Below are 20,155 nucleotides of genomic sequence, written 5' to 3'. Positions count from 1 at the left end.
GTCAGCTGACCTTGATCTGGTTGTAGACGGGGACGCTGAAGGGGTTGAGGGCGACGGCGGAGAGCCGCCCGGACCAGCCCGCGCTGCCGTTCTGGTACCACAGGGCGATCGCCGGGACCTGCTGCGGCAGGATCCGCTCGGCCTGCTGGAAGGTGTCGACGGCCTTGGCGGTGTCGCTCTCGGCGTTCGCCCGGTCGACGAGCTCGTCGAACCGCGGGTCGCTGAAGTGCGCGTCGTTGGACGAGGCGTCGGTGTAGTACAGCGGCTGCAGGAAGTTCTGGATCAGCGGGTAGTCCATCTGCCACCCGGCCCGGAACGGGTTCTTCATCCGCTTGTTGACGATCTGGTTGCGGAAGTCGGCGAAGGTGCCGACGGGGTCCCCGACACAGGCGTCGTCCTTGCCCAGCGCGTTGTTGATGCTGTTGCAGACCGCGTCGACCCAGTCCTTGTGGGAACCGCTGTCGGCGTTGTACGTGATCCTCATGGTGCCTCCGGGGAGGCCGCCGCCCTCCTTGACCAGCTGCCTGGCCCGGGCGGGGTCGTAGTCGCACGTGCGGCCGCAGAGGGTGTCGTCGAAGCCGCCGTCCGCGCCGAGCACGGGTGAGGTCCAGTCCCGCGCCGGGATGCGGGTGTTCTGGAAGATCTGCCGGGTGATCTGCTTGCGGTTGATCGCCATGGAGATTCCCTGGCGGAGCTTCTCGGAGTTCTCGCCCGACCAGGCCTTGTCGTAGAGCGGGAAGGCGAGGGTCTGGATGATGCCGGCCGGGGTGTTGAGGTAGCGGCCCTCCAGGTCGCCCTTCACGTTCTTCAGCTGGGAGGCGGGGACGTCGTCGACCAGGTCGAGGTTGCCGGCCTGCAGGTCGGTGTAGGCGGTGGTGTTGTCCGTGTAGACCTTGAGGTCCACGCCACCGTTGACGGCCGCGTCAGCGCCCTTGTACCCCGCCCACGTCCGCAGGCGCATGCCCTGGCCCTTGGTGTAGGACTCCACGCGGTACGGGCCGTTGCCGACGGGCTTGCGCAGCCAGGCGGCGTGGTCGGTGAAGAACGCCCGGGGCAGCGGCATGAAGGCGGCGTAGCCGAGGGTGTCGGGCCAGGTGGAGAACTTCTGGTTGAGCTTGACGGTGAAGTTCAGGTCGTCCTGCCTGGTCAGGCCGGAGAGCTTCCCGGCAGCCGGCCTGCCGGACCGAGGGTGGACCTTGTCGTAGCCCTCGACGTACCGGAAGAAGGACGCGTTGATCTGCTTGTTCGTCACCAGCGCCCCGTAGTTCCAGGCGTCGATGAACGAACCGGAGGTGACCTTCTCGCCGTTGCTGAAGGTCCAGCCGTCCTTGAGCCTGATCCTGAACGTCCGCTGGTCGGTGGTGGTGATCGCGTCGGCGATGACGTTCTCGGCGGCCGCCGTCCTCGGGTTGTACTTCTTCAGGCCGCGGAAGATCATGTCCAGCACCTTGCCGCCCTGCACCTCATTGGTGTTGGCGGGCTCCAGCGGATTCTGCGGATCGGTCCACGAGGCGCTGAACACCCCGGAGGCGCCGGTCGAGCCGCCTCCTGCGCCCCCGCAGCCGGTGGCCACCAGGGCGGCCACGGCCGTGCCGGCGGCCCACCTCGCCGCGCTCCGTCGCATCGGATGCCTCCTCGGGGAGCTCTCTACGCCATGAAGGACACGAGACTCACCATGACATCGCAAACCCATACATATTGCACAGCGGCTCACCGGCCCGGGGGTTCCCGAGGGGGGACAGAGGGTTTTCCCTATGCGCCGGCCCGTCAATGAGGGTTATCCCGATAGTCGGGTTAAATTTCGACCAAAAAAATAAAGGATCCATCACGACGAACCGGCGCTCGTTGACGCGGCCATAATTCGGTTGCGAAAGTCCCATCAACCCTTCAAGCCCGAGTGGAATGCGCACGACCTGCGCAGACGGCCCGGGTGCAAATGTTTCGGCCGTGCTACACAACTATGTCAGACGCGGCCGGCAAAGAAAGTTCAACCTTGTTATTTGTTCGAAACGAACCGACTGAGAGTGTGAGCCGTGGGCCGTTACCTGCTGCGCCGACTGATCAACCACGTGGCGCTGGTTCTCATCGCGGCTTCCCTCACGTACTTCCTGGCGGCGATCAGCCTCAACCCGCGGGCCAACTTCGCAGGCCGCAACCCCCCGGTGGCCGCGTCCTCTGTGACGGCCACCCTGAACGACTACAACCTCAACCCCGACACCCCGGTCGTGGTCCGCTTCGCCCACTGGGCGAACGGCGTGGCCCACGGGGACCTCGGACGGACCGTCACGGGCGGTGAGGTCAACGACGAGTTCGGCCGGCGCGTCGGGGTGAGCACGCGCCTGCTGCTGATCGCCACCATCCTGGGTTCCATCGGCGGTGTCCTGGTGGGCGCCTGGGGGGCCATCAGGCAGTACCGGACATCGGACCGGGTCACCACACTGGCGTCGTTCTTCGTGCTGGCCATGCCGGTCTTCGTGATCGCGGTTACCTTCAAGCTCTGGGCGATCGACATCAACGACGCCGTGGGCCACAAGGTCATCGAGTACACCGGCGAGTACGATCCCGGCCTGACCGGGACAGGGGAGATCCTCGCCAGCCGGCTGCAGCACCTGCTGCTGCCCAGCCTGACCCTGATCGTCATCCAGGTGGCCCTCTACAGCCGCTACCAGCGCAGCACCATGCTGGACGTCCTCGGGAGCGACTTCCTGCGCACCGCCCGGGCCAAGGGCCTGTCGCGGCGGGCGGCGCTGATGAAGCACGGCCTGCGCACCGCGGTCCTCCCGGTGGTCCCGCTGCTGGTCTACAACGTCGTCCTGCTCTTCACCGGCGCGACCTTCACGGAGAAGATCTTCGGCTGGCACGGCATGGGCGAGTGGCTGGTCAACTCCATCAGCACGAACGACGTCAACGCGGTCGCCGCCGTCGGCATGTTCACGGCGTTCGTGGTCCTGATCGCCGGCCTGCTGTCCGATGTGCTCTACGCGGCGCTCGATCCCCGCGTACGGGTGCGCTGAGACCCACCGCACCCCTCCGCCGCCCCGAAACCGCGTTCCCAGGAGCCTCCACCCATGGCCGTCCAGACCCCCTCCGTACAGCCTCCGGCGCAAGTGCCCGCCGCCGCGCCGGGCGACCAGCCCGCCAAGCGCCGCGCGAGCAGCCGGCTCCGGCTCACCGCCGTCCGCTTCGCGCGCAACCGCATGGCCCTGTTCGGCCTGGTCATGCTGGTCCTGCTCTTCCTGATGGCGTACGTCTCACCGCTGTTCTACAAGTGGGACTACACCGAACTCGACTTCACCGCCTTCCAGAAGCCGCCGTCGGCGAGCCACTGGTTCGGCACCGACCAGACCGGCTCCGACCTCTTCGCACTCACCGCGCGCGGTATGCAGAAGTCACTGGTCATCGGCATCCTGACCGGTCTCATCTGCACGTTCGTCGCCGCCGCGGTCGGCGCCAGCGCCGGCTACTTCGGCGGCTGGACGGACCGTTCCCTGATGTGGGTGGTCGACCTGCTGCTGGTCATGCCCAGCTTCCTGATCATCGCGGTGCTGTCGCCCCTGTTCCAGGGCACCACCTGGCTGGTGTTCGTGGTGCTGCTGGCGGCCTTCAGCTGGATGATCACCGGCCGGGTGGTCCGCAGCATGACGCTCACCCTGAAGGACCGTGAATTCGTCAAGGCCGCCAAGTACATGGGCGTGCCCGCGCCGGTCATCATCTTCCGGCACATCCTGCCGTCGATGGCCTCGATGCTGATCATCGACGGGACGATCCAGGTCGGCGCGGCGATCATCGGCGAGACCAGCCTGTCCTACTTCGGCTTCGGCGTGCAGTCCCCCGACGTCTCGCTGGGCACGGTCATCGCCACCGGCACCCCGGCGGCCCCGTCCTTCCCGTGGCTGTTCTACTTCCCGGCCGGCTGCCTGGTGCTGATCTGCCTGTCCATCGCCTTCATCGGCGACGGCCTGCGCGACGCCCTCGACCCCAACTCCAGCGGCGCCAAGGCCCGCGCACCCCGCACCACCAAGAAGAGCACGTCCAAGGAAGGACGCACGTCGTGAGCGAGACGCCCCCCGCCCTTGAGGTCACCGACCTCCACGTCTCCTTCCCGAGCGAGGCCGGGCCGGTCAGGGCCGTGCGCGGCGTGTCCTTCTCCGTGCGTCCCGGCGAGGTCCTCGGCATCGTCGGCGAGTCCGGCTCCGGCAAGTCGGTCTCCTCCCTCGCGGTCCTCGGACTGCTCCCGGAGACCGCCGACATCAAGGGCTCGGTCAAGCTGCACGGCCGCGAGCTTCTGGAGCTGGACGACCGGGACATGACCGAGATCCGCGGCAAGGACATCGCGATGGTCTTCCAGGACCCGCTGTCCGCGCTGACCCCGGTCTACTCCGTCGGCAACCAGATCGTCGAGGCGCTGCGGATCCACCAGGACCTGGACAAGGACACCGCCCGCAAGCGCGCGATCGAGCTGCTGGACCTGGTGGGCATCCCGGACCCGGCGCGGCGCGCCGACGCCTTCCCCCACGAGTTCTCCGGCGGCATGCGCCAGCGCGCGATGATCGCCATGGCGATCGCCAACGACCCCGAGGTGATCATCGCCGACGAGCCGACGACCGCCCTGGACGTGACCATCCAGGCGCAGATCCTCGACGTCCTGAAGAAGGCCCAGGAGGTCACCGGCGCCGCCATCGTCATGATCACCCACGACCTGGGCGTGGTGGCCGGCTTCGCCGACCGGGTCCAGGTGATGTACGCGGGCCGCCCGGTGGAGACCGGGACCGTGGACGACGTCTACTACACCCCGCGCATGCCGTACACCATCGGTCTGCTCGGCTCGATCCCGCGGCTCGACGACGGCGGGCGCCACGCGCTGACCCCGATCGACGGCAACCCGCCCTCGCTGGTGGACCTGCCGACCGGCTGCCCCTTCGCGGCCCGCTGCCCCATCGCCATCGACGTGTGCCGGCGCATCGAGCCCGAGCTGACGGTGCGCGAGGGGGGCAACCACCCCACGGCCTGCCACCGCAGCCACGAGCTGGTGGCGGGCGGCTCCCTCGACCCCGCGACCATCTACCCGGTACCGCCCGTGCCGCAGGCCCCTGCCGACTCCGTGCCCCGCGCGGACCGCGCCCCGGTGCTGGAGGTCGACGGGCTGGTCAAGCACTTCCCGCTGCTCCACGGTGCGGTCATCAAGCGCAAGGTCGGCGAGGTCCGCGCGGTCGACGGCATCAGTTTCGACGTCCGCGAGGGCGAAACGCTCGGCCTGGTGGGCGAGTCGGGCTGCGGCAAGACCACGACACTGCTGGAGATCCTCGACCTGCCCTCCGGGCAGTCCGGCACGGTCACCGTCTTCGGCAAGGACATCCGGGGCCTGAAGGGCGCCGACCGCAAGGCGCTCCGTCGCGACCTTCAGGTGGTCTTCCAGGACCCGATGGCCGCGCTCGACCCGCGGATGCCGGTCGGCGACATCCTCGCCGAGCCCCTTAGGACCCACGGCTGGTCCCGGGACCGCATCGCCGCCCGGGTGCCGGAACTGCTGAACCAGGTCGGCCTCGACCCGGACCACGTGGACCGTTTCCCGGCGGAGTTCTCCGGCGGGCAGCGGCAGCGCATCAGCATCGCGCGGGCGCTGGCGCTGGAGCCCAAGCTGGTCGTCCTGGACGAGCCGGTCTCGGCCCTGGACGTGTCCATCCAGGCCGGTGTGCTCAACCTGCTGGACGAGCTCAAGGCGCGCATGAACCTGAGCTACCTCTTCGTGGCGCACGACCTGTCCGTCGTGCGGCACATCGCCGACCGGATCGCGGTGATGTACCTCGGCAGGATCGTCGAACTCGGGTCCGCCGAGGCCGTCTTCGAAGCACCCTCCCACCCGTACACCCAGGCGCTGCTCTCCGCGGTGCCGCTGCCCGATCCCCGCAAGGAGCGCGATCGCAGGCGCATCCTGCTCACCGGTGACCTTCCCAGCCCCGCGGACGTGCCGACCGGCTGCCGATTCCGCAACCGCTGCCCGAAGTTCGCCTCCCTCGACGAGTCCGACCGCGGCCGGTGCCGCGAGGAGGACCCGGCACCGACCGGACTGGCGGGCGACCACACCGCGGCCTGCCACTTCGCCGCCGCCGTCACCGTCGTGTGATTTCCCACCCCGTAAGAGGAGAGAGAGTCCGTTGAACAGAACACGTATGTCCGTCGCCGTGGTGGCGCTGGCCACGGCGAGCGCGCTGACCCTGACCGCGTGCGGCGGCGGGGACGGGAAGAGCGACGCCGCGTCCAAGAAGAACTCGGTGCCCAAGTCGAGCGCCAACAACATCAAGGCCACCGACCGCGACCAGCTCAAGCAGGGTGGCACCCTGAACTGGCCGCTGGGCGAGATCGCCGAGAACTTCAACTACAACCAGATCGACGGCACCCTGGCCGACGGCTACGACGTCGAGCGCGCCGTGATGCCGATCATCATGATGTCGGACGCCGCCGGCACGGTCACCCCGAACCCGGACTACCTGACCTCCGCCGAGGTCGCCGACACCGCCGGCAAGCAGGTCGTCACGTACAAGATCAACCCCAAGGCCAAGTGGTCCGACGGCACCCCGCTGTCCTGGAAGGACTTCGAGGCCAGCTGGAAGGCGCTGAACGGCAAGGACGCCAAGTACAAGATCTCCTCCAGCACCGGCTACGAGCTGATCAGCAGCGTGGCGAAGGGCGCCAACGACCAGGAGGCCGTGGTCACCTTCTCCAGCCCCTACGGTGACTGGAAGGGCCTGTTCAGCCCGCTCTACCCGGCCAAGGTCGTCGGCACCGCCGACGGCTTCAACACCGGCTACCTGGGCAAGTTCCCGGTCACCGCGGGCGCCTTCAAGTTCCAGGGCATCGACAAGACCACCAAGACCCTGACCGTCGTGCGCGACGACAGCTGGTGGGGCAACAAGGCCATCCTGGACAAGATCATCTACCGCGCGCTGGACTCGGACGCCACCGCCGGCGCCTTCGCCAACGGCGAGGTCGACTTCTTCAACGTCGGCCCCGACTCGGCCGCCTACAAGCAGGCCAAGGAGGTCAAGGGCGCCGACATCCGCAAGGCGGCCGGTCCCAACTACCGCCACGTCACCTTCAACGGTGCCCGCGGCGCGCTGAAGGACGTCAAGGTCCGCCAGGCCATCATGTCCGCCCTGAACCGGCAGGCCATCGCCGAGTCCGACCTGCAGGGTCTGGACTGGGACGCCAAGCCGCTGAACAACCACTTCTTCGTCACCAACCAGAAGGGCTACAAGGACAACTCCACCGGCATCGGCACCTTCGACCAGGCCAAGGCCAAGAGCCTGCTGGACGAGGCCGGCTGGAAGCAGAGCGGCGAGTTCCGCACCAAGGGCGGCAAGACCCTTGAGCTGGACTTCGTCATCCCGGCGAACGTCAGCACCTCCGCCAACGAGGGCAAGCTGATGCAGCCGATGCTCAAGGCGGTCGGCATCAAGCTGAACATCAAGTCGGTGCCGCTGCAGGAGTTCTTCGACAAGTACGTCAACACCGGCAGCTTCGACCTGACGGCCTTCTCCTGGCTCGGGACGTCCTTCCCGGTGTCGTCGACCAAGTCGATCTACGCCAAGCCCGTGGGTGACAACATCCAGCAGAACTACACCGGCGTCGGCAGCGACGAGCTGGACGCGGCCATGAACAAGGCCGCCGCCGACACCGACCCGGCCCAGGCGATCGACGACGCCAACGCCGCGGACCTGCTGATCTGGCAGCAGGCCAACCTGCTGCCGCTGTACCAGCGTCCCGACATCTACGCGGTGAAGAAGGACCTGGCCAACATCGGCGCCTACGGCTTCCAGGACCTGCGCTACGAGAACATCGGCTACCTGAAGTAAGCCGCGCCGGCTCCCGGCACCGCGTCCGCCCCGTCACCGCACCTCGGTGGCGGGGCGGACCGCTCTATATGCGTGGCCGAAGTGGGCGCCGCCATGGGACCGTTGACCGCCCCGCACGCCGCGGCCGGGTCTCCCGGCAGGACAGGATCCCCGCCATGCCCCTCGCGCGCTCCCGGCCCTTCGCCGACGTCTTCGCCCATTTCGGGGTGGCCGAGGGCGACCGTCCCGCCCGCTCGGTCCACCCGCACTCGCCGGTCTTCCGCTGCCGTGTGGCCGGTACGGAAGCGGCGCTGAAGAAGGCCGCATCGCCGCAGACCGCGGCGGCGGCCGTCGCCGGCTGGACGCGCGCGCTGGCGGCGCGGGGCGTCCCGGTGGTCACCCCGCTCGACGGGGCGGCCGCGAACCCGGCCAGGATCGGCGAGGGGGACTGGGTGGCCTACCCCTGGGTGGAGGGCCGGCCCTACCGCGGTACGGGGGCGGACATCGAGGCGGCGGGCGACCTGCTGGGACGGCTGCACGCCCACAGCGCCGACGGCCCCGCCGCGGTCCCCGCCTTCATCTGGCCGGACCACGAAGCGGCGGACCTCGAAGCCGAGCTCGACGCGCTGCGCCCCGCCCTGGCCCGCCACGCCCCGGCGGTCCGCGAGGCCGCGACGGCCCGGCTGGAGCTGTGGTCGCGGACCTTGATGACGCATCTGCTGCCCGCCCTGCGCGACGCGGGCCTGCCCCGTGTCGTCGCGTCGATGGACTTCAAGGCGAACAACCTGGTCTACGCCGAGGGCGGCCCGGTCCTGATCGACCCGGAGAACGCCGAGTACGCGCCCCGGCTGCTCGACCTCGCGCTGGCGCTGCTGCTCTTCCACACCGAGTCCCCGGGCGCCCCGCCGCGGCCGTTCACGCCCGGCGAATGGGCCGTCTTCCACGACGCCTACCGCCGCCACTGCACGCTGACCGCGGCCGAGGTGGCCCTGTGGCCGGTGGCCGTGCGCTACATGCAGGTCGAGTGGGGCATCTGGACGCTCCTGGACGCCACGGAGAACGACGACTGGGCCGACCCACACCAGGGGGCCTTCCTCACCGCTCTCGCGCTCGCCGGGCCGGACGGCCGCCCCGTACGGCCGTGAACGCCCGAGGGGCACCCGCACGGCAATCGTGCGGGCGCCCCTCGTGGGTGGTGCGGGCGGTGCTCAGTTCACCGCGTGGACGACGTCCTTCTCCTCGGCGAAGTGGCACGCCGACTCGTGCGCGGCCGGGGTGTCCTCGCCCTTGAAGCGCTGCGGGATGGCCAGCAGCGGCTCCTCGGTGGCACACCGGTCCTGTGCCTTCCAGCACCGGGTGCGGAAGCGGCAGCCGGACGGCGGGTTGGCCGGCGACGGGACGTCACCGCTGAGGATGATGCGCTCGCGGTGCTCGCGCGCCTCCGGGTCCGGCACCGGCACGGCCGAGAGCAGGGCCTGGGTGTACGGGTGGGTCGGGTGGTCGTAGATCTCGGTGTCGGTACCGATCTCGGCCATCTTGCCCAGGTACATCACGCCGACACGGTCGGAGATGTGGCGGACGATCGACAGGTCGTGCGCGATGAAGATGTAGGAGAGGTTGAACTCGTCCTGCAGCTTCTCCATCAGGTTGATGACCTGCGCCTGCACGGAGACGTCCAGCGCCGAGACCGGCTCGTCGCAGATGATGATCTCCGGGTTGAGCGCCAGGCCGCGGGCGATGCCGATGCGCTGCCGCTGGCCGCCGGAGAACTGGTGCGGGTACCGGTTGATGTACTCCGGGTTCAGGCCGACGACGTCCAGCAGCTCCTGCACCTTGCGGCGCCGGTCGCCCTTCGGTGCCACCTCGGGGTGGATGTCGAAGGTCTCGCCGATGATGTCGCCGACCGTCATGCGCGGGTTCAGCGAGGTGTACGGGTCCTGGAACACCATCTGGATGTTCCGGCGCACGGCCTTCAGGGCGCGGCGGGACAGCTTGGTGATGTCCTGCCCCTTGTAGAAGACCTCGCCGGCGGTGGCCCGCTCCAGGTTCATCAGCAGCTTGGCGACGGTGGACTTGCCGCAGCCGGACTCGCCCACGATGCCCAGGGTCTCGCCCTGGTACAGGTCGAAGGAGATGCCGTCGACGGCCTTGACGGCGCCGATCTGCTTCTTGAAGAGGATGCCCTGGGTCAGCGGGAAGTGCTTGACCAGGTTGCGCACCTGGAGGATCGGCTCGCCCCGCTTGACCGGCTGCGCGATCGCGGCCTCGACCGCCGCCACCTCGTCGGAGACGGCCTCGTCGTTCTTGGTGACGTCAGCCATGGATCGTCTCCTTCCAGAAGTGGCACGCGCTGCCGCGGCCCGGCAGCTCGCTGCCGTCCTGCTCGGTCACCCGGTGCAGCGTGGGGACCTCGGTGCGGCAGATGTCCTGCGCCATCTCGCAGCGCGGGTTGAAGGCGCAGCCGGTGGGGATGCGCAGCAGGTTCGGGGGCAGGCCCTTGATCGCGTAGAGCTCCTGGCCCTTCTGGTCCAGGCGCGGGATCGACTCCAGCAGGCCCTTGGTATACGGGTGCGCCGGGCGCTTGTAGATCTCGTGGACCGGCGCGGTCTCGACGATCCGGCCCGCGTACATCACGGCGATCTTGTCCGCGACGTCGGCGACCACGCCGAGGTCGTGGGTGATGAGGATCAGGCCCATGTTGTACTCGCGCTGCAGGTCCGCGAGCAGGTCCATGACCTGCGCCTGCACCGTCACGTCGAGCGCCGTGGTGGGCTCGTCGGCGATGATCAGCTCGGGCTCCAGGGCGAGCGCCATCGCGATCATGATGCGCTGGCGCATACCGCCGGAGAACTGGTGCGGGTAGTCGTTGACCCGCTCCTTCGCCGCCGGGATGCGGACCCGGTCCATCATCTCGATGGCCTTGGCCTTGGCTTCCTTCTTGGACAGGCCCTGATGGACCCGGAACATCTCGCCCAGCTGGTAGCCGACGGTCAGCACCGGGTTCAGCGAGGACAGCGCGTCCTGGAAGATCATCGCGATCTTGCGGCCGCGGATCTTCCGGCGCTCCTCGCCCGACATCTTGAGCATGTCCCGGCCCTGGAAGAGGATCTCGCCCTGCGGGATCCTCCCGGGCGGCATGTCGAGGATGCCCATGATCGCCTGCGCGGTGACGGACTTGCCGGAGCCGGACTCGCCCAGCACTGCCAGGGTCTCACCGGCCGACACCGTGTAGTTCACACCGTTGACGGCCTTGGCGACGCCGTCACGGGTGTGGAACTCCACGTGCAGGTCGCGCACTTCCAGCAGCGGAGCGGCGGCGTCCCCGGTACGGGGCGCGGGCACGTCCGCGTTCTTGTCGATGGTGGTCACGTACGCCTCCCTCAGCGCAGCTTGGGGTCGAGGGCGTTGCGGACCGCATCGCCGAGCATGATGAACGCCAGGACCGTGATGCTCAGCATGATCGACGGGTACAGCATGATGTGCTGCGCCGTACGGATCTGCTGGGCACCGCCGGAGATGTCCTGACCCCAGGAGACCACGGACGTGGGCAGACCGAGGCCGAGGTAGGACAGGGTCGCCTCGGCCGAGATGTAACCGCCGAGCGCGATGGTGGCGACGACGATCACCGGGGCGACGGCGTTCGGAAGGATGTGCTTGAACAGGATCCGGGTGGTGCTCGCGCCCAGCGCCTGGGCCGCGTGCACGTAGTCGGCCTGCTTGATCGTGATCACCGAGCCGCGCATGACGCGGGCGATCTGCGTCCAGCCGAGGAAGGCCAGGGCGCCGGAGACCACCCAGACGGTGCGGTCGGTGAAGGAGTTCAGGACGACCAGCGTGCCGAGCAGGAAGGGCACCGCGAAGAAGACGTCGGTGAGCCGGGACAGGATCGTGTCGACCCAGCCGCCGAAGTAGCCGGCGATCATGCCGATCAGGCCGCCCAGCACGGTGACCAGGAGGGTCACGCTGACGCCGACCGTGATCGAGGCGCGGGTCCCGTAGATCACACGGGCGTAGACGCTGCGGCCCTGCCCGTCGTAGCCGAGCCACTCCGCGGAGAAGACCTTGCCGTACTCGGGCTTGCCCAGGTAGTGGTTCCGCAGGTCGGCGTAGGTCGGCGAGGCACTGGTGAACAGGCCCGGGAAGACCGCGATCAGCAGGAGGAGCAGGATCAGGATGCCGGAGACCACGAAGTAGGGGTTGCGGCGCAGGTCCCGCCAGGCGTCGCCCCACAGGCTGCGCGCCTTCTCCGCCGCGGGCGCGGGCCCGGTGGCGGCAGCGGCGTCCGCGGCCGTGGCCCCCATCGGGTCCGCGTTCTCGACGGCGGTCTTGGTGACGTCAGGCATAACGGATCCTCGGGTCCAGGACCGCGTAGAGCAGGTCGACGAGCAGGCTGGTGAAGAGGAACACCAGCACGAGGACGGTGACGAGGCCAACCAGCGTGGTCCCCTCACGGCGCAGGATGGACTCGTAGATCGTGCCGCCGACACCGTGGATGTTGAACAGGCCCTCGGTGACGACCGCGCCGCCCATCAGGGCGCCGATGTCGGTGCCGAGGAAGGTGACGACGGGGATCATCGAGTTGCGCATCAGGTGCACACCGATCACGCGGCGCCGGGGCAGGCCCTTGGCGATGGCGGTCCGCATGTAGTCGGCGCGCAGGTTCTCGGCTATGGAGGTACGGGTGAGGCGCGCCACGTACGCCAGCGAGAGCGCGGCCAGCACGATGGCGGGCATCAGCAGCTGGTTGTAGTTGCTGTCGTCCTGGACGTTCGGTGTCATCCACCCGAGCTGGAAGGCGAAGACCAGCTTGAAGATGAAGCCGAGGACGAAGACCGGGACCGAGATCAGCAGCAGGGTGAAGATCAGCACCAGCGAGTCGGCGAGCTTGCCCGCCCGCATGCCGGCCCAGACACCGAGGGCGATGCCCACGACCAGTTCGATCGCGAAGGCGAGCGAGGCGAGCCGGATCGTCACCGGGAAGGCCTCGCCGAGCACGTCCCGCACCGGCCGACCGCTGGCGATCTGGTTGCCGAAGTCGAAGTGCAGGATGATGCCCGTCATGTAATCCCAGTACTGCTTCAGGATCGGCTGGTCGAGACCGAGGTCGTGACGGATCCGCGCCACGGTCGCCGGGTCCGCGCCCTTGTCGCCGAAGAGCGCCCGTACGGGGTCGCCGGGGAGGGCGTAGACCATGAGAAAGATAAGCAGAGTCGTCCCGATGAAAACCGGGATCATCTGGAGCAGTCGCCGCGCGACGTAACGCCCCATCGTGCCTCCATGTCAGTCGCTGTGGCAGCAGAGATGGGCCCTTCCCCCGTCCTCCTCTTCGGGAAGACGGGAGAAGGGCCCCCCAGCCGTTGCCTGCACCCCGCGCGTCCGACGTCTCCGTCAGCCCCGCGCCAGCGTGCTCACTACGCGATGGTTACTTCTTGACCTCGACGCCGGTGAGGATCGGGTCACCGTTCTGGGCGTACTGGACGTTGGTGACGTTCTCCGAGTAGCCGGCGTTGACCTTGTAGTACCAGAGCGGGATGGCGGGCATGAGCTCGACCATCTTCTTCTCGGCTTCCTGGTACTCCTTGACCGACTCGTCGAGCGTGGCCGCGGTGTCGGCCTTCTTGATCAGCGCGTCCAGCTCCTTGTTGGAGAAGCCGGACTGGTTGCCCGCCGAGGTGGTGCCGTAGAGGTCACGGATGAAGTTGGCGTTCACGGGGTAGTCGAGCACCCAGCCACTGCGGTAGATCGACTTGACCTCGTGGGCCTCACGGGCGTCCAGGTCGCTCTGGAAGTCGGCCTTGGAGTCGCCGGCGCACTTGATGCCCGTCGCGTTGGTGATGCTGTTGCAGACGGCCTCCACCCACTCCTTGTGGCCGCCGTCGGCGTTGTACTGGATGGAGATCTTGTTGCCGGGGACGCCGCCGCCGGCCTGGATGAGCTCCTTGGCCTTCGCGGGGTCGTACTTGAAGACGTCGCCGCCCACGTTGTCCTGGTAGCCCAGCACGCCCTTGGCGACGAAGCCGGTGGCGGGCTCACGGGTGCCCTGGAGCACGGTCTTGGTGATGGTGTCGCGGTCGATCGCCATCGACAGACCCTGGATGACCTTGGGGTCGACGTTCTTCCACTGCTTGGAGTAGAAGGCCGGGACGATGGACTGGATGGCGGAGTACGCCTGGTCCACGGCGCGGTCGCCGAGGTCGTCGCGGTAGACCGGGAGGTCCTTCGGGCCGATCTGACGCAGGACGTCGACGTTGCCGGACTTCAGGTCCTCGTACGCAGCCTCGAGGCCGGTGTAGTTCTTGAAGATCACACCGCCGTTCTTCGCCTTGTCCGGGCCCTTGTAGCCGTCGAAGCGCTTGACCTCGATCTGCTTCTTGTGGTCCCACTTGACGAACTGGTACGGGCCGTTGCCGACCGGGTTCTCGCCCGCGGCCTTCGGGTCCTTGTAGAAGGACTCCGGCAGCGGCGAGAACACCTCGTAACCGAGCTTGTACACGAAGTACGGGATCGGGGTGGTGAGCTCGATGGTGAAGGTCTTGTCGTCGACGACCTTCAGGCCGGACATGGCGTCGGCCTTCGGCTTCGCACCCTCCTTCTCGGGGTGGACGTCCGCGAAGCCCTTGATGTCGGCGAACCACGACGCGTTGGTCTGGGCGTTGTTGATGTTGGCGGCCCAGTTCCACGCCTTGACGTAGGACTCGGCGGTCACCGGGGTGCCGTCGTGGAAGGTCCAGCCGTCCTTCAGGGTGACCGTGAAGGTCTTGTTGTCCTTGGTGTCCACCGACTTGGCGTTCACCATGACGATGTTGCCCTTGGGGTCGTAGTCCACGAGCTGCGCGAACAGCGAGCGGACGACGATGCTGCCGTTGGACTCCATGGTGTTGGCAGGCTGCAGGGGGTTCTGCGGCTCGCCGACCTCGACGGAGAACTTGCCGTTGGGGTTGACGCCGCCAGCGTCGTTGCTGCTGCCCTTGTCACCACCGCCGCCACCGCAAGCGGTAGCAGCCATAGCGACGATGATCGCACCTGCGACCCAAGTGGCGCTCTTGGCACCGCGCATGGGTTTGCCTCCTCAGGAGTCACTGTTCTTACGTGAAAGGGCCGGCCTCACTGACACCCCTGACAGTGATACCGGTCACCTGTGCTCGTGAGTCGGCGCTCCCCATAAGCGCTTGGACCCATTGACCCGAGCTCAACGGCTCCAACTATCGGTCACGTTGGGCCTACGAACCACACACTTACGATCTCGTTTTGGTCACAACCGGTCCAAAACAATCCCGCAATTCGGACATTTAGATTGTAGACAGACACCGACGAAACGGACTTGTAACACAAGTACCGGTGAACGTCGTCCGGTATCCGGACGTCGCAGGACTGAAATCCGGTTGCCCTCAAAGCGCGTAGATTCCACGCGAATGTACGTGCCTGACGGGCCGACAGGGAACGAGCTGTCGCGCCCACGCCACTGGCGCAACCGCGACACATCGCCGCGCCGGGAACCGAACCGCGCGCAACGGGCGGAGCCCCGGTGAGTTCGGTCACAACCGGCCCGGAAAGGGCCCTCGATGTGACCGCCCTCACGGAGAACGGCGCTCCACGCACGCCGTGATCGACGTGGATGTCCCGTGATGTCGCATCCGCGCCGCACTCGTCCGGGAGCGGCCGCGAAGCGGCCCGGCGCCCCCGTGGGACGGGGACGGCCGGGCCGGTGTCCGCGCAACCGCCGAGGGTGCGGTCCGCGCCGCCGGCGCGGACCGCAGGGTCCTCAGCGCTTGGCGCGGGAGGCGGTGCGGCCGCGCTCCTTCTGGTCCAGGACGACCTTGCGGATGCGGACCGTCTCCGGGGTCACCTCGACGCACTCGTCGTCGCGGCAGAACTCCAGCGACTGCTCCAGGGAGAGCTTGCGCGGCGGGACGATCGCCTCGAACGAGTCGGCCGACGAGGACCGCATGTTCGTGAGCTTCTTCTCCTTGGTGATGTTGACGTCCATGTCGTCGGCGCGGGAGTTCTCGCCGACGATCATGCCCTCGTACACCTCGGTGCCCGGGTCGGTGAAGAGCACACCGCGCTCCTGGAGGTTCGTCATCGCGAAGGCGGTGACGGCACCGGCACGGTCGGCGACCAGGGAGCCGTTGTTACGGGTCACCAGGGGGCCGAACCAGGGCTCGTGGCCCTCGTGGATGGAGTGGGCGATACCCGTGCCGCGGGTGCCGGTCAGGAACTCGGTGCGGAAGCCGATCAGACCGCGGGAGGGCACGACGAACTCCATGCGGACCCAGCCGGAGCCGTGGTTGGACATGTTGTCCATCCGGCCCTTGCGGGTGCCCATGAGCTGCGTCACGGCGCCCATGTGCTCCTCGGGCACGTCGATGGTGATGCGCTCGACCGGCTCGTGGACCTTGCCGTCGACCTCGCGGGTGACCACCTGCGGCTTGCCGACGGTCAGCTCGAAGCCCTCCCGGCGCATGGTCTCGACGAGGATGGCCAGGGCCAGCTCACCACGGCCCTGCACCTCCCAGGTGTCGGGGCGCTCGGTCGGCAGCACGCGGAGGCTGACGTTACCGATCAGCTCGCGCTCCAGGCGGTCCTTGACCAGGCGGGCGGTGACCTTGCGGTCCTTGACCGCCGACTTGTCGGCGCCCTTGCCGCCGGGGCCACGGCCGACCAGCGGCGAGGTGTTCGCACCGATGGTCATGGAGATCGCCGGCTCGTCCACCGTGATCAGCGGCAGCGCGATCGGGTTCTCCGGGTCCGCCAGCGTCTCGCCGATGGTGATGTCGGCGATGCCGGCGACGGCGCAGATGTCGCCCGGGCCGGCCTTCTCGGCGGGCTTGCGGGTGAGCGCCTCGGTCATCATCAGCTCGGTGATGCGGACGTTCGCGATCGAGCCGTCACGCTTGATCCACGCGACCGTCTGGCCCTTCTTGAGCTCGCCCTGCTCGACGCGGAGCAGCGCGATACGGCCCAGGAAGTTGTCGGCGTCCAGGTTGGTGACGTGCGCCTGCAGCGGGGCGGCCTCGTCGTACACCGGGGCCGGGACGTGCTCCAGCAGCGTGGAGAAGAACGGCTCCAGGCTGTCGCTGTCGGCCGGGACGGTGCCGTTCTCCGGCTTGGTCAGCGAGGCCACGCCGTCCCGCGCGCAGGCGTAGACGATCGGGAACTCGATCTGGTCCTCGTCCGCGTCCAAGTCCAGGAACAGGTCGTACGTCTCGTTGACGACCTCGTCGATCCGGGAGTCCGGGCGGTCGGTCTTGTTGATGCAGAGGATGACCGGCAGCTTCGCGGCCAGCGCCTTGCGCAGCACGAAGCGGGTCTGCGGCAGCGGGCCCTCGGAGGCGTCCACCAGCAGCACGACCGCGTCGACCATCGACAGGCCGCGCTCGACCTCGCCGCCGAAGTCGGCGTGGCCGGGGGTGTCGATGATGTTGATCGTGATGGGTTCGCCGCCACCCTTGGGGTGGTACTTCACGGCCGTGTTCTTCGCGAGAATGGTGATGCCCTTCTCGCGCTCCAGGTCGTTGGAGTCCATCATCCGGTCGTCCAGATGCTGGTGCGCGGCGAAGGCTCCGGCCTGCTTGAGCATGGCGTCCACCAGCGTCGTCTTGCCGTGGTCGACGTGGGCGACGATGGCGACATTACGAATGTCGTTACGCGTGGGCATACTGGGGCGCTTCTCCCGGGTAGGTAGGTGGGGCGGCGTGCCCTCGTCGGCACACCTAGCCCGCCGGGCGAGTCAAGCCACGGCCTCACCCCATGGTACGGGGCCCGGGCGGCAAGGGCCGCCCGGGCATGATCGTCCCGGGTCGGTCGGGGCCGGGCCGCCTCCCCGATCCGCAGGGCGGGGGGAGGACGGCACCTCGCACGGTGGAAGCGCGGGCCCGGCCACCGTGACGGACGTCACGTGTGCGGCCCTACTTCCTGAAGCCGATGTCCTGGAAGCGCGGCGTCGCGAAACCGAAGGCACCCGCGTTGAGGACGTCCTTGCGCAGGGCGACCAGCTCGGGGCGCTGGTAGAGGGGGATGGAACCCGCGGCCGCCCAGATCCGGGCGTCGGCGCGGGCGGCGAAGTCCCGGGCCTCGGCCGGGTCGAGCTCGCCGGCGGCCTGGTCGAAGAGCTGGTCGATGAGGTCGGTGCCGACCCGGGGGTAGTTCTGCTCGACCACCAGGGAGCCGTCCGGCGCGGGCTCGGGCTTGGCGAAGATCGGGCGGGTGTCGGTCGCCGGGAAGGCCGTGCCGGGCCAGCCGTACAGGGCGAGGTCGAAGTCGCCGGCCGCGATGTGGTCGCGGAAGAAGCTGTCGTCGGAGACCCGCTGCAGCTCGGTGCGCACGCCGATGCCGGAGAGCATCGTGGCGATGCGCTCGCCGACCGTGTTCAGGGTCGCCGAGGACTTGGGCAGGACGAAGCGCAGCGTCAGCGCCTTGCCGTTCTTGCGCAGCACCGTCTTGTCCGGTTCGACGACGCTGACCTCGACCTTGTGCGCGGGCGCCGCCTGGTTGCGTTCCGCCGCCCCGGCACCGCCGCCGCCCGCCCCGGCCCCGGGGTCCAGGGCGGTGCGCTGCCAGCCCGCGTCGGCGAGCAGGGCGCGGGCGGCCTTCGTGTCGGACGTGCCCAGGGCCGAGCTGTGGTCGGCGTACCCGGCCTGGGTGAGCAGCAGCAGGTGGTTGCCGAGCGGTTCGTCGGGCAGGCCGAGGGGCGCCAGCACCGCCTTGGCGATGGCCCGGCGGTCCACCGCGCGGGCCACGGCGTGCCGCACCTGCTCGTCGGCGAGCGGCCCGGTGGAACCGTTGAGGGCGAGCTGCGTGTAGGAGGCGGCGCGCGTCCGGTAGACGGCCACGTGCTTGCCGGTCACGTCACGGTCGACCTCGGCCACGTCCAGCGCGCCGGAGGCCAGGTCGGCGGCCCGCTGGTGGGCGGGCGTGGCGGCGAGGACCAGCTGGGACAGCTTGGCGCGGTCGCCCCACCACTTGGTGTTGCGGACCAGCGTGACGGACTTCCCGCTCGCGCTGCGGACGGCGAAGGGCCCGCCGGCCACCGGCAGCTCGCGGCGCGCCCCCTCGTTGAAGGCCTTGGCGGTGCCGGTGACGGCCTTGGGGTACAGCGGGGTGAACAGCGACTGCCAGTCCGCGTACCGCTTCTCGAAGGTGACCTTCACCTCGTGCGCGTCCTTGCCGGCCTTGACCGAGGAGATCCGGTCGTACCCGGCGTTGCGCGCGGTCCAGTAGGCGTCCTCGGTGCCGCGCAGCGCCTTCCACTGGGCGGCGAAGTCGGCGGCGCCGATCGGGCGGCCGTCGCTCCAGACCGCCTTGGGGTTGAGCCGGTACGACACGACCTGCTGCGGCTCGCTCCGCACCACCGTGGCCGACCGCAGCAGGTCGGTGTCCAGGTACGGGCGGCCCTTCCCGTCCAGCCGGAAGGCGGCGGGCAGCACGGCCGCGGCGACCAGGGCGGTGGCGTCGTTCGCCCCGGACTGGAACGCGTTCAGGGTGCCGGGCGCCGCGTCCACGGCCCAGCGCAGGGTGCCTCCGTCGCGCACCCCGTCCCGGGGCGCCGAGGCGAGGTCGGTCCCTGCGAGGGGGTCGTCCTTGCCGGCGGAGCACCCGGCGGAGGCGGCGACCACGGCGGCGAGTGCCACGGCGGTCGCGGAGCGGATCAAGGTGGCGCTGCGGGCCATGCGTGCGTACCTCCGCGAGGGGGCCATGATCACAGGACGGCCTATTTGCCGCTTATCGCACCTACTGAAAGCCATTCCGCGACCGCGGACGCCGTCGACACGTCGCGTGCCCCCGCCTCCCACCCGCCCGGCGCAACGCCTGCGCGGGCCCCGGCCCCGTGCGCCGGACACCACCCCCGCACGGGTGCGCGGCCTTCGGGGGAATCACGCGCCACGGCGCGTTCGCACCGGGCGCGCGCCACCCGTAGGTGGGACGATCCCTGCAGATCTCTTCCCAAGCGCGACTGTGACGCGCGACACTCGCTTGGCGTTAGCGTCGTGCACCCGCAACGTGGCGGAGGTGAGGACAGCCATGTCCCTGCAGGACGAACTTGCATCGGTACAACGCCGGCTGGATGAACTGGGCCGGGCCGTGTCCAAGCTGGAGCAGCACGTCGGCGACAGCCTGGACATGAGGCGTGTCCGTGCCGACACCAAGCACCTCAGCGACGACCTCGCGCTGCTGCGCGACAGCGTCGGCACCACCCCGGCCGGGCAGAAGGCGCGGCAGGAGATGGTGACGATCCCGGATACGCCGTACGACCCCAGTCTCTGGTCCGGCGCGGAAGACGAAGGGCTGGGGGCGCCGGACCGCCGAGCGCCCTAGGAGTAGTC

Annotated in this window: 14 protein-coding genes; 6 read left to right on the top strand and 8 right to left on the bottom strand. The window is 68.9% G+C overall.

Annotated elements, in window-relative coordinates; all coding sequences use genetic code 11:
- Window position 1: 1 nt before the first annotated feature.
- Window positions 2-1,624: a peptide ABC transporter substrate-binding protein gene (locus PV341_RS03770; RefSeq protein ID WP_500356687.1), complete on the bottom strand. Its 1,623-nt coding sequence runs from the start codon at window positions 1,622-1,624 to the stop codon at window positions 2-4.
- Window positions 1,625-2,033: 409 nt separating this feature from the next.
- Between PV341_RS03770 and PV341_RS03765 the strand changes: the two genes are divergently transcribed.
- The 5 genes from PV341_RS03765 (at window position 2,034) to PV341_RS03745 (ending at window position 8,977) form a co-directional block, all read left to right on the top strand.
- Window positions 2,034-3,014, top strand: a complete 981-nt coding sequence (locus PV341_RS03765; protein WP_499513760.1) for an ABC transporter permease — start codon at window positions 2,034-2,036, stop codon at window positions 3,012-3,014.
- A 54-nt stretch (window positions 3,015-3,068) separates the two neighbouring features.
- Window positions 3,069-4,055 carry an ABC transporter permease gene (locus PV341_RS03760; protein WP_499513759.1) on the top strand — a complete coding sequence of 329 codons (987 nt, stop codon included), beginning with the start codon at window positions 3,069-3,071 and terminating at the stop codon, window positions 4,053-4,055.
- The gene (locus PV341_RS03755) at window positions 4,052-6,124 is read left to right on the top strand and encodes an ABC transporter ATP-binding protein (RefSeq protein WP_500328018.1); all 2,073 of its coding nucleotides are present in this window, start codon (window positions 4,052-4,054) and stop codon (window positions 6,122-6,124) included. The genes PV341_RS03760 and PV341_RS03755 overlap by 4 nt, the downstream gene beginning before the upstream one ends.
- A gap of 31 nt (window positions 6,125-6,155) precedes the next feature.
- Window positions 6,156-7,853 carry an ABC transporter family substrate-binding protein gene (locus PV341_RS03750; RefSeq protein WP_500328019.1) on the top strand — a complete coding sequence of 566 codons (1,698 nt, stop codon included), beginning with the start codon at window positions 6,156-6,158 and terminating at the stop codon, window positions 7,851-7,853.
- Window positions 7,854-8,008: 155 nt separating this feature from the next.
- The gene (locus PV341_RS03745; protein ID WP_500328020.1) at window positions 8,009-8,977 is read left to right on the top strand and encodes a phosphotransferase enzyme family protein; all 969 of its coding nucleotides are present in this window, start codon (window positions 8,009-8,011) and stop codon (window positions 8,975-8,977) included.
- 63 nt (window positions 8,978-9,040) lie between these two features.
- Here PV341_RS03745 and PV341_RS03740 read toward each other — a convergent pair whose 3' ends face one another.
- From PV341_RS03740 to PV341_RS03710, 7 genes are all read right to left on the bottom strand, one after another.
- On the bottom strand, window positions 9,041-10,153 hold the full coding sequence (locus tag PV341_RS03740) for an ABC transporter ATP-binding protein (RefSeq protein WP_499513755.1): 1,113 nt from the start codon (window positions 10,151-10,153) through the stop codon (window positions 9,041-9,043).
- Window positions 10,146-11,201: an ABC transporter ATP-binding protein gene (locus PV341_RS03735; protein WP_500356686.1), complete on the bottom strand. Its 1,056-nt coding sequence runs from the start codon at window positions 11,199-11,201 to the stop codon at window positions 10,146-10,148. Before PV341_RS03735 ends, PV341_RS03740 begins: the two co-directional genes overlap by 8 nt.
- Before the next feature lie 11 nt (window positions 11,202-11,212).
- On the bottom strand, window positions 11,213-12,175 hold the full coding sequence (locus tag PV341_RS03730; protein ID WP_500328023.1) for an ABC transporter permease: 963 nt from the start codon (window positions 12,173-12,175) through the stop codon (window positions 11,213-11,215).
- Window positions 12,168-13,100, bottom strand: coding sequence for an ABC transporter permease (locus tag PV341_RS03725; protein ID WP_500328025.1), 933 nt, complete (start codon window positions 13,098-13,100; stop codon window positions 12,168-12,170). The genes PV341_RS03730 and PV341_RS03725 overlap by 8 nt, the downstream gene beginning before the upstream one ends.
- A gap of 154 nt (window positions 13,101-13,254) precedes the next feature.
- Window positions 13,255-14,889: a peptide ABC transporter substrate-binding protein gene (locus tag PV341_RS03720; RefSeq protein ID WP_500356684.1), complete on the bottom strand. Its 1,635-nt coding sequence runs from the start codon at window positions 14,887-14,889 to the stop codon at window positions 13,255-13,257.
- 705 nt (window positions 14,890-15,594) lie between these two features.
- Entirely contained in the window at window positions 15,595-17,490 is a 1,896-nt protein-coding gene (typA, locus tag PV341_RS03715) for a translational GTPase TypA (protein WP_499513750.1), read from the bottom strand.
- Window positions 17,491-17,740: 250 nt separating this feature from the next.
- Window positions 17,741-19,501 (bottom strand): ABC transporter family substrate-binding protein, encoded by a 1,761-nt coding sequence (locus tag PV341_RS03710; RefSeq protein ID WP_500356683.1) that lies wholly within the window; start codon window positions 19,499-19,501, stop codon window positions 17,741-17,743.
- A gap of 352 nt (window positions 19,502-19,853) precedes the next feature.
- Between PV341_RS03710 and PV341_RS03705 the strand changes: the two genes are divergently transcribed.
- Complete coding sequence (locus tag PV341_RS03705; protein ID WP_499513748.1) at window positions 19,854-20,147, top strand: Rv0250c family protein; 294 nt, start codon at window positions 19,854-19,856, stop codon at window positions 20,145-20,147.
- The last annotated feature ends 8 nt before the right edge of the window (window positions 20,148-20,155 follow it).

It is taken from the genome of Streptomyces sp. PA03-1a (assembly GCF_033792805.1).
In the GTDB taxonomy this organism is placed as follows: domain Bacteria; phylum Actinomycetota; class Actinomycetes; order Streptomycetales; family Streptomycetaceae; genus Actinacidiphila.
This window is presented reverse-complemented; position numbering and strand designations above follow the sequence as displayed.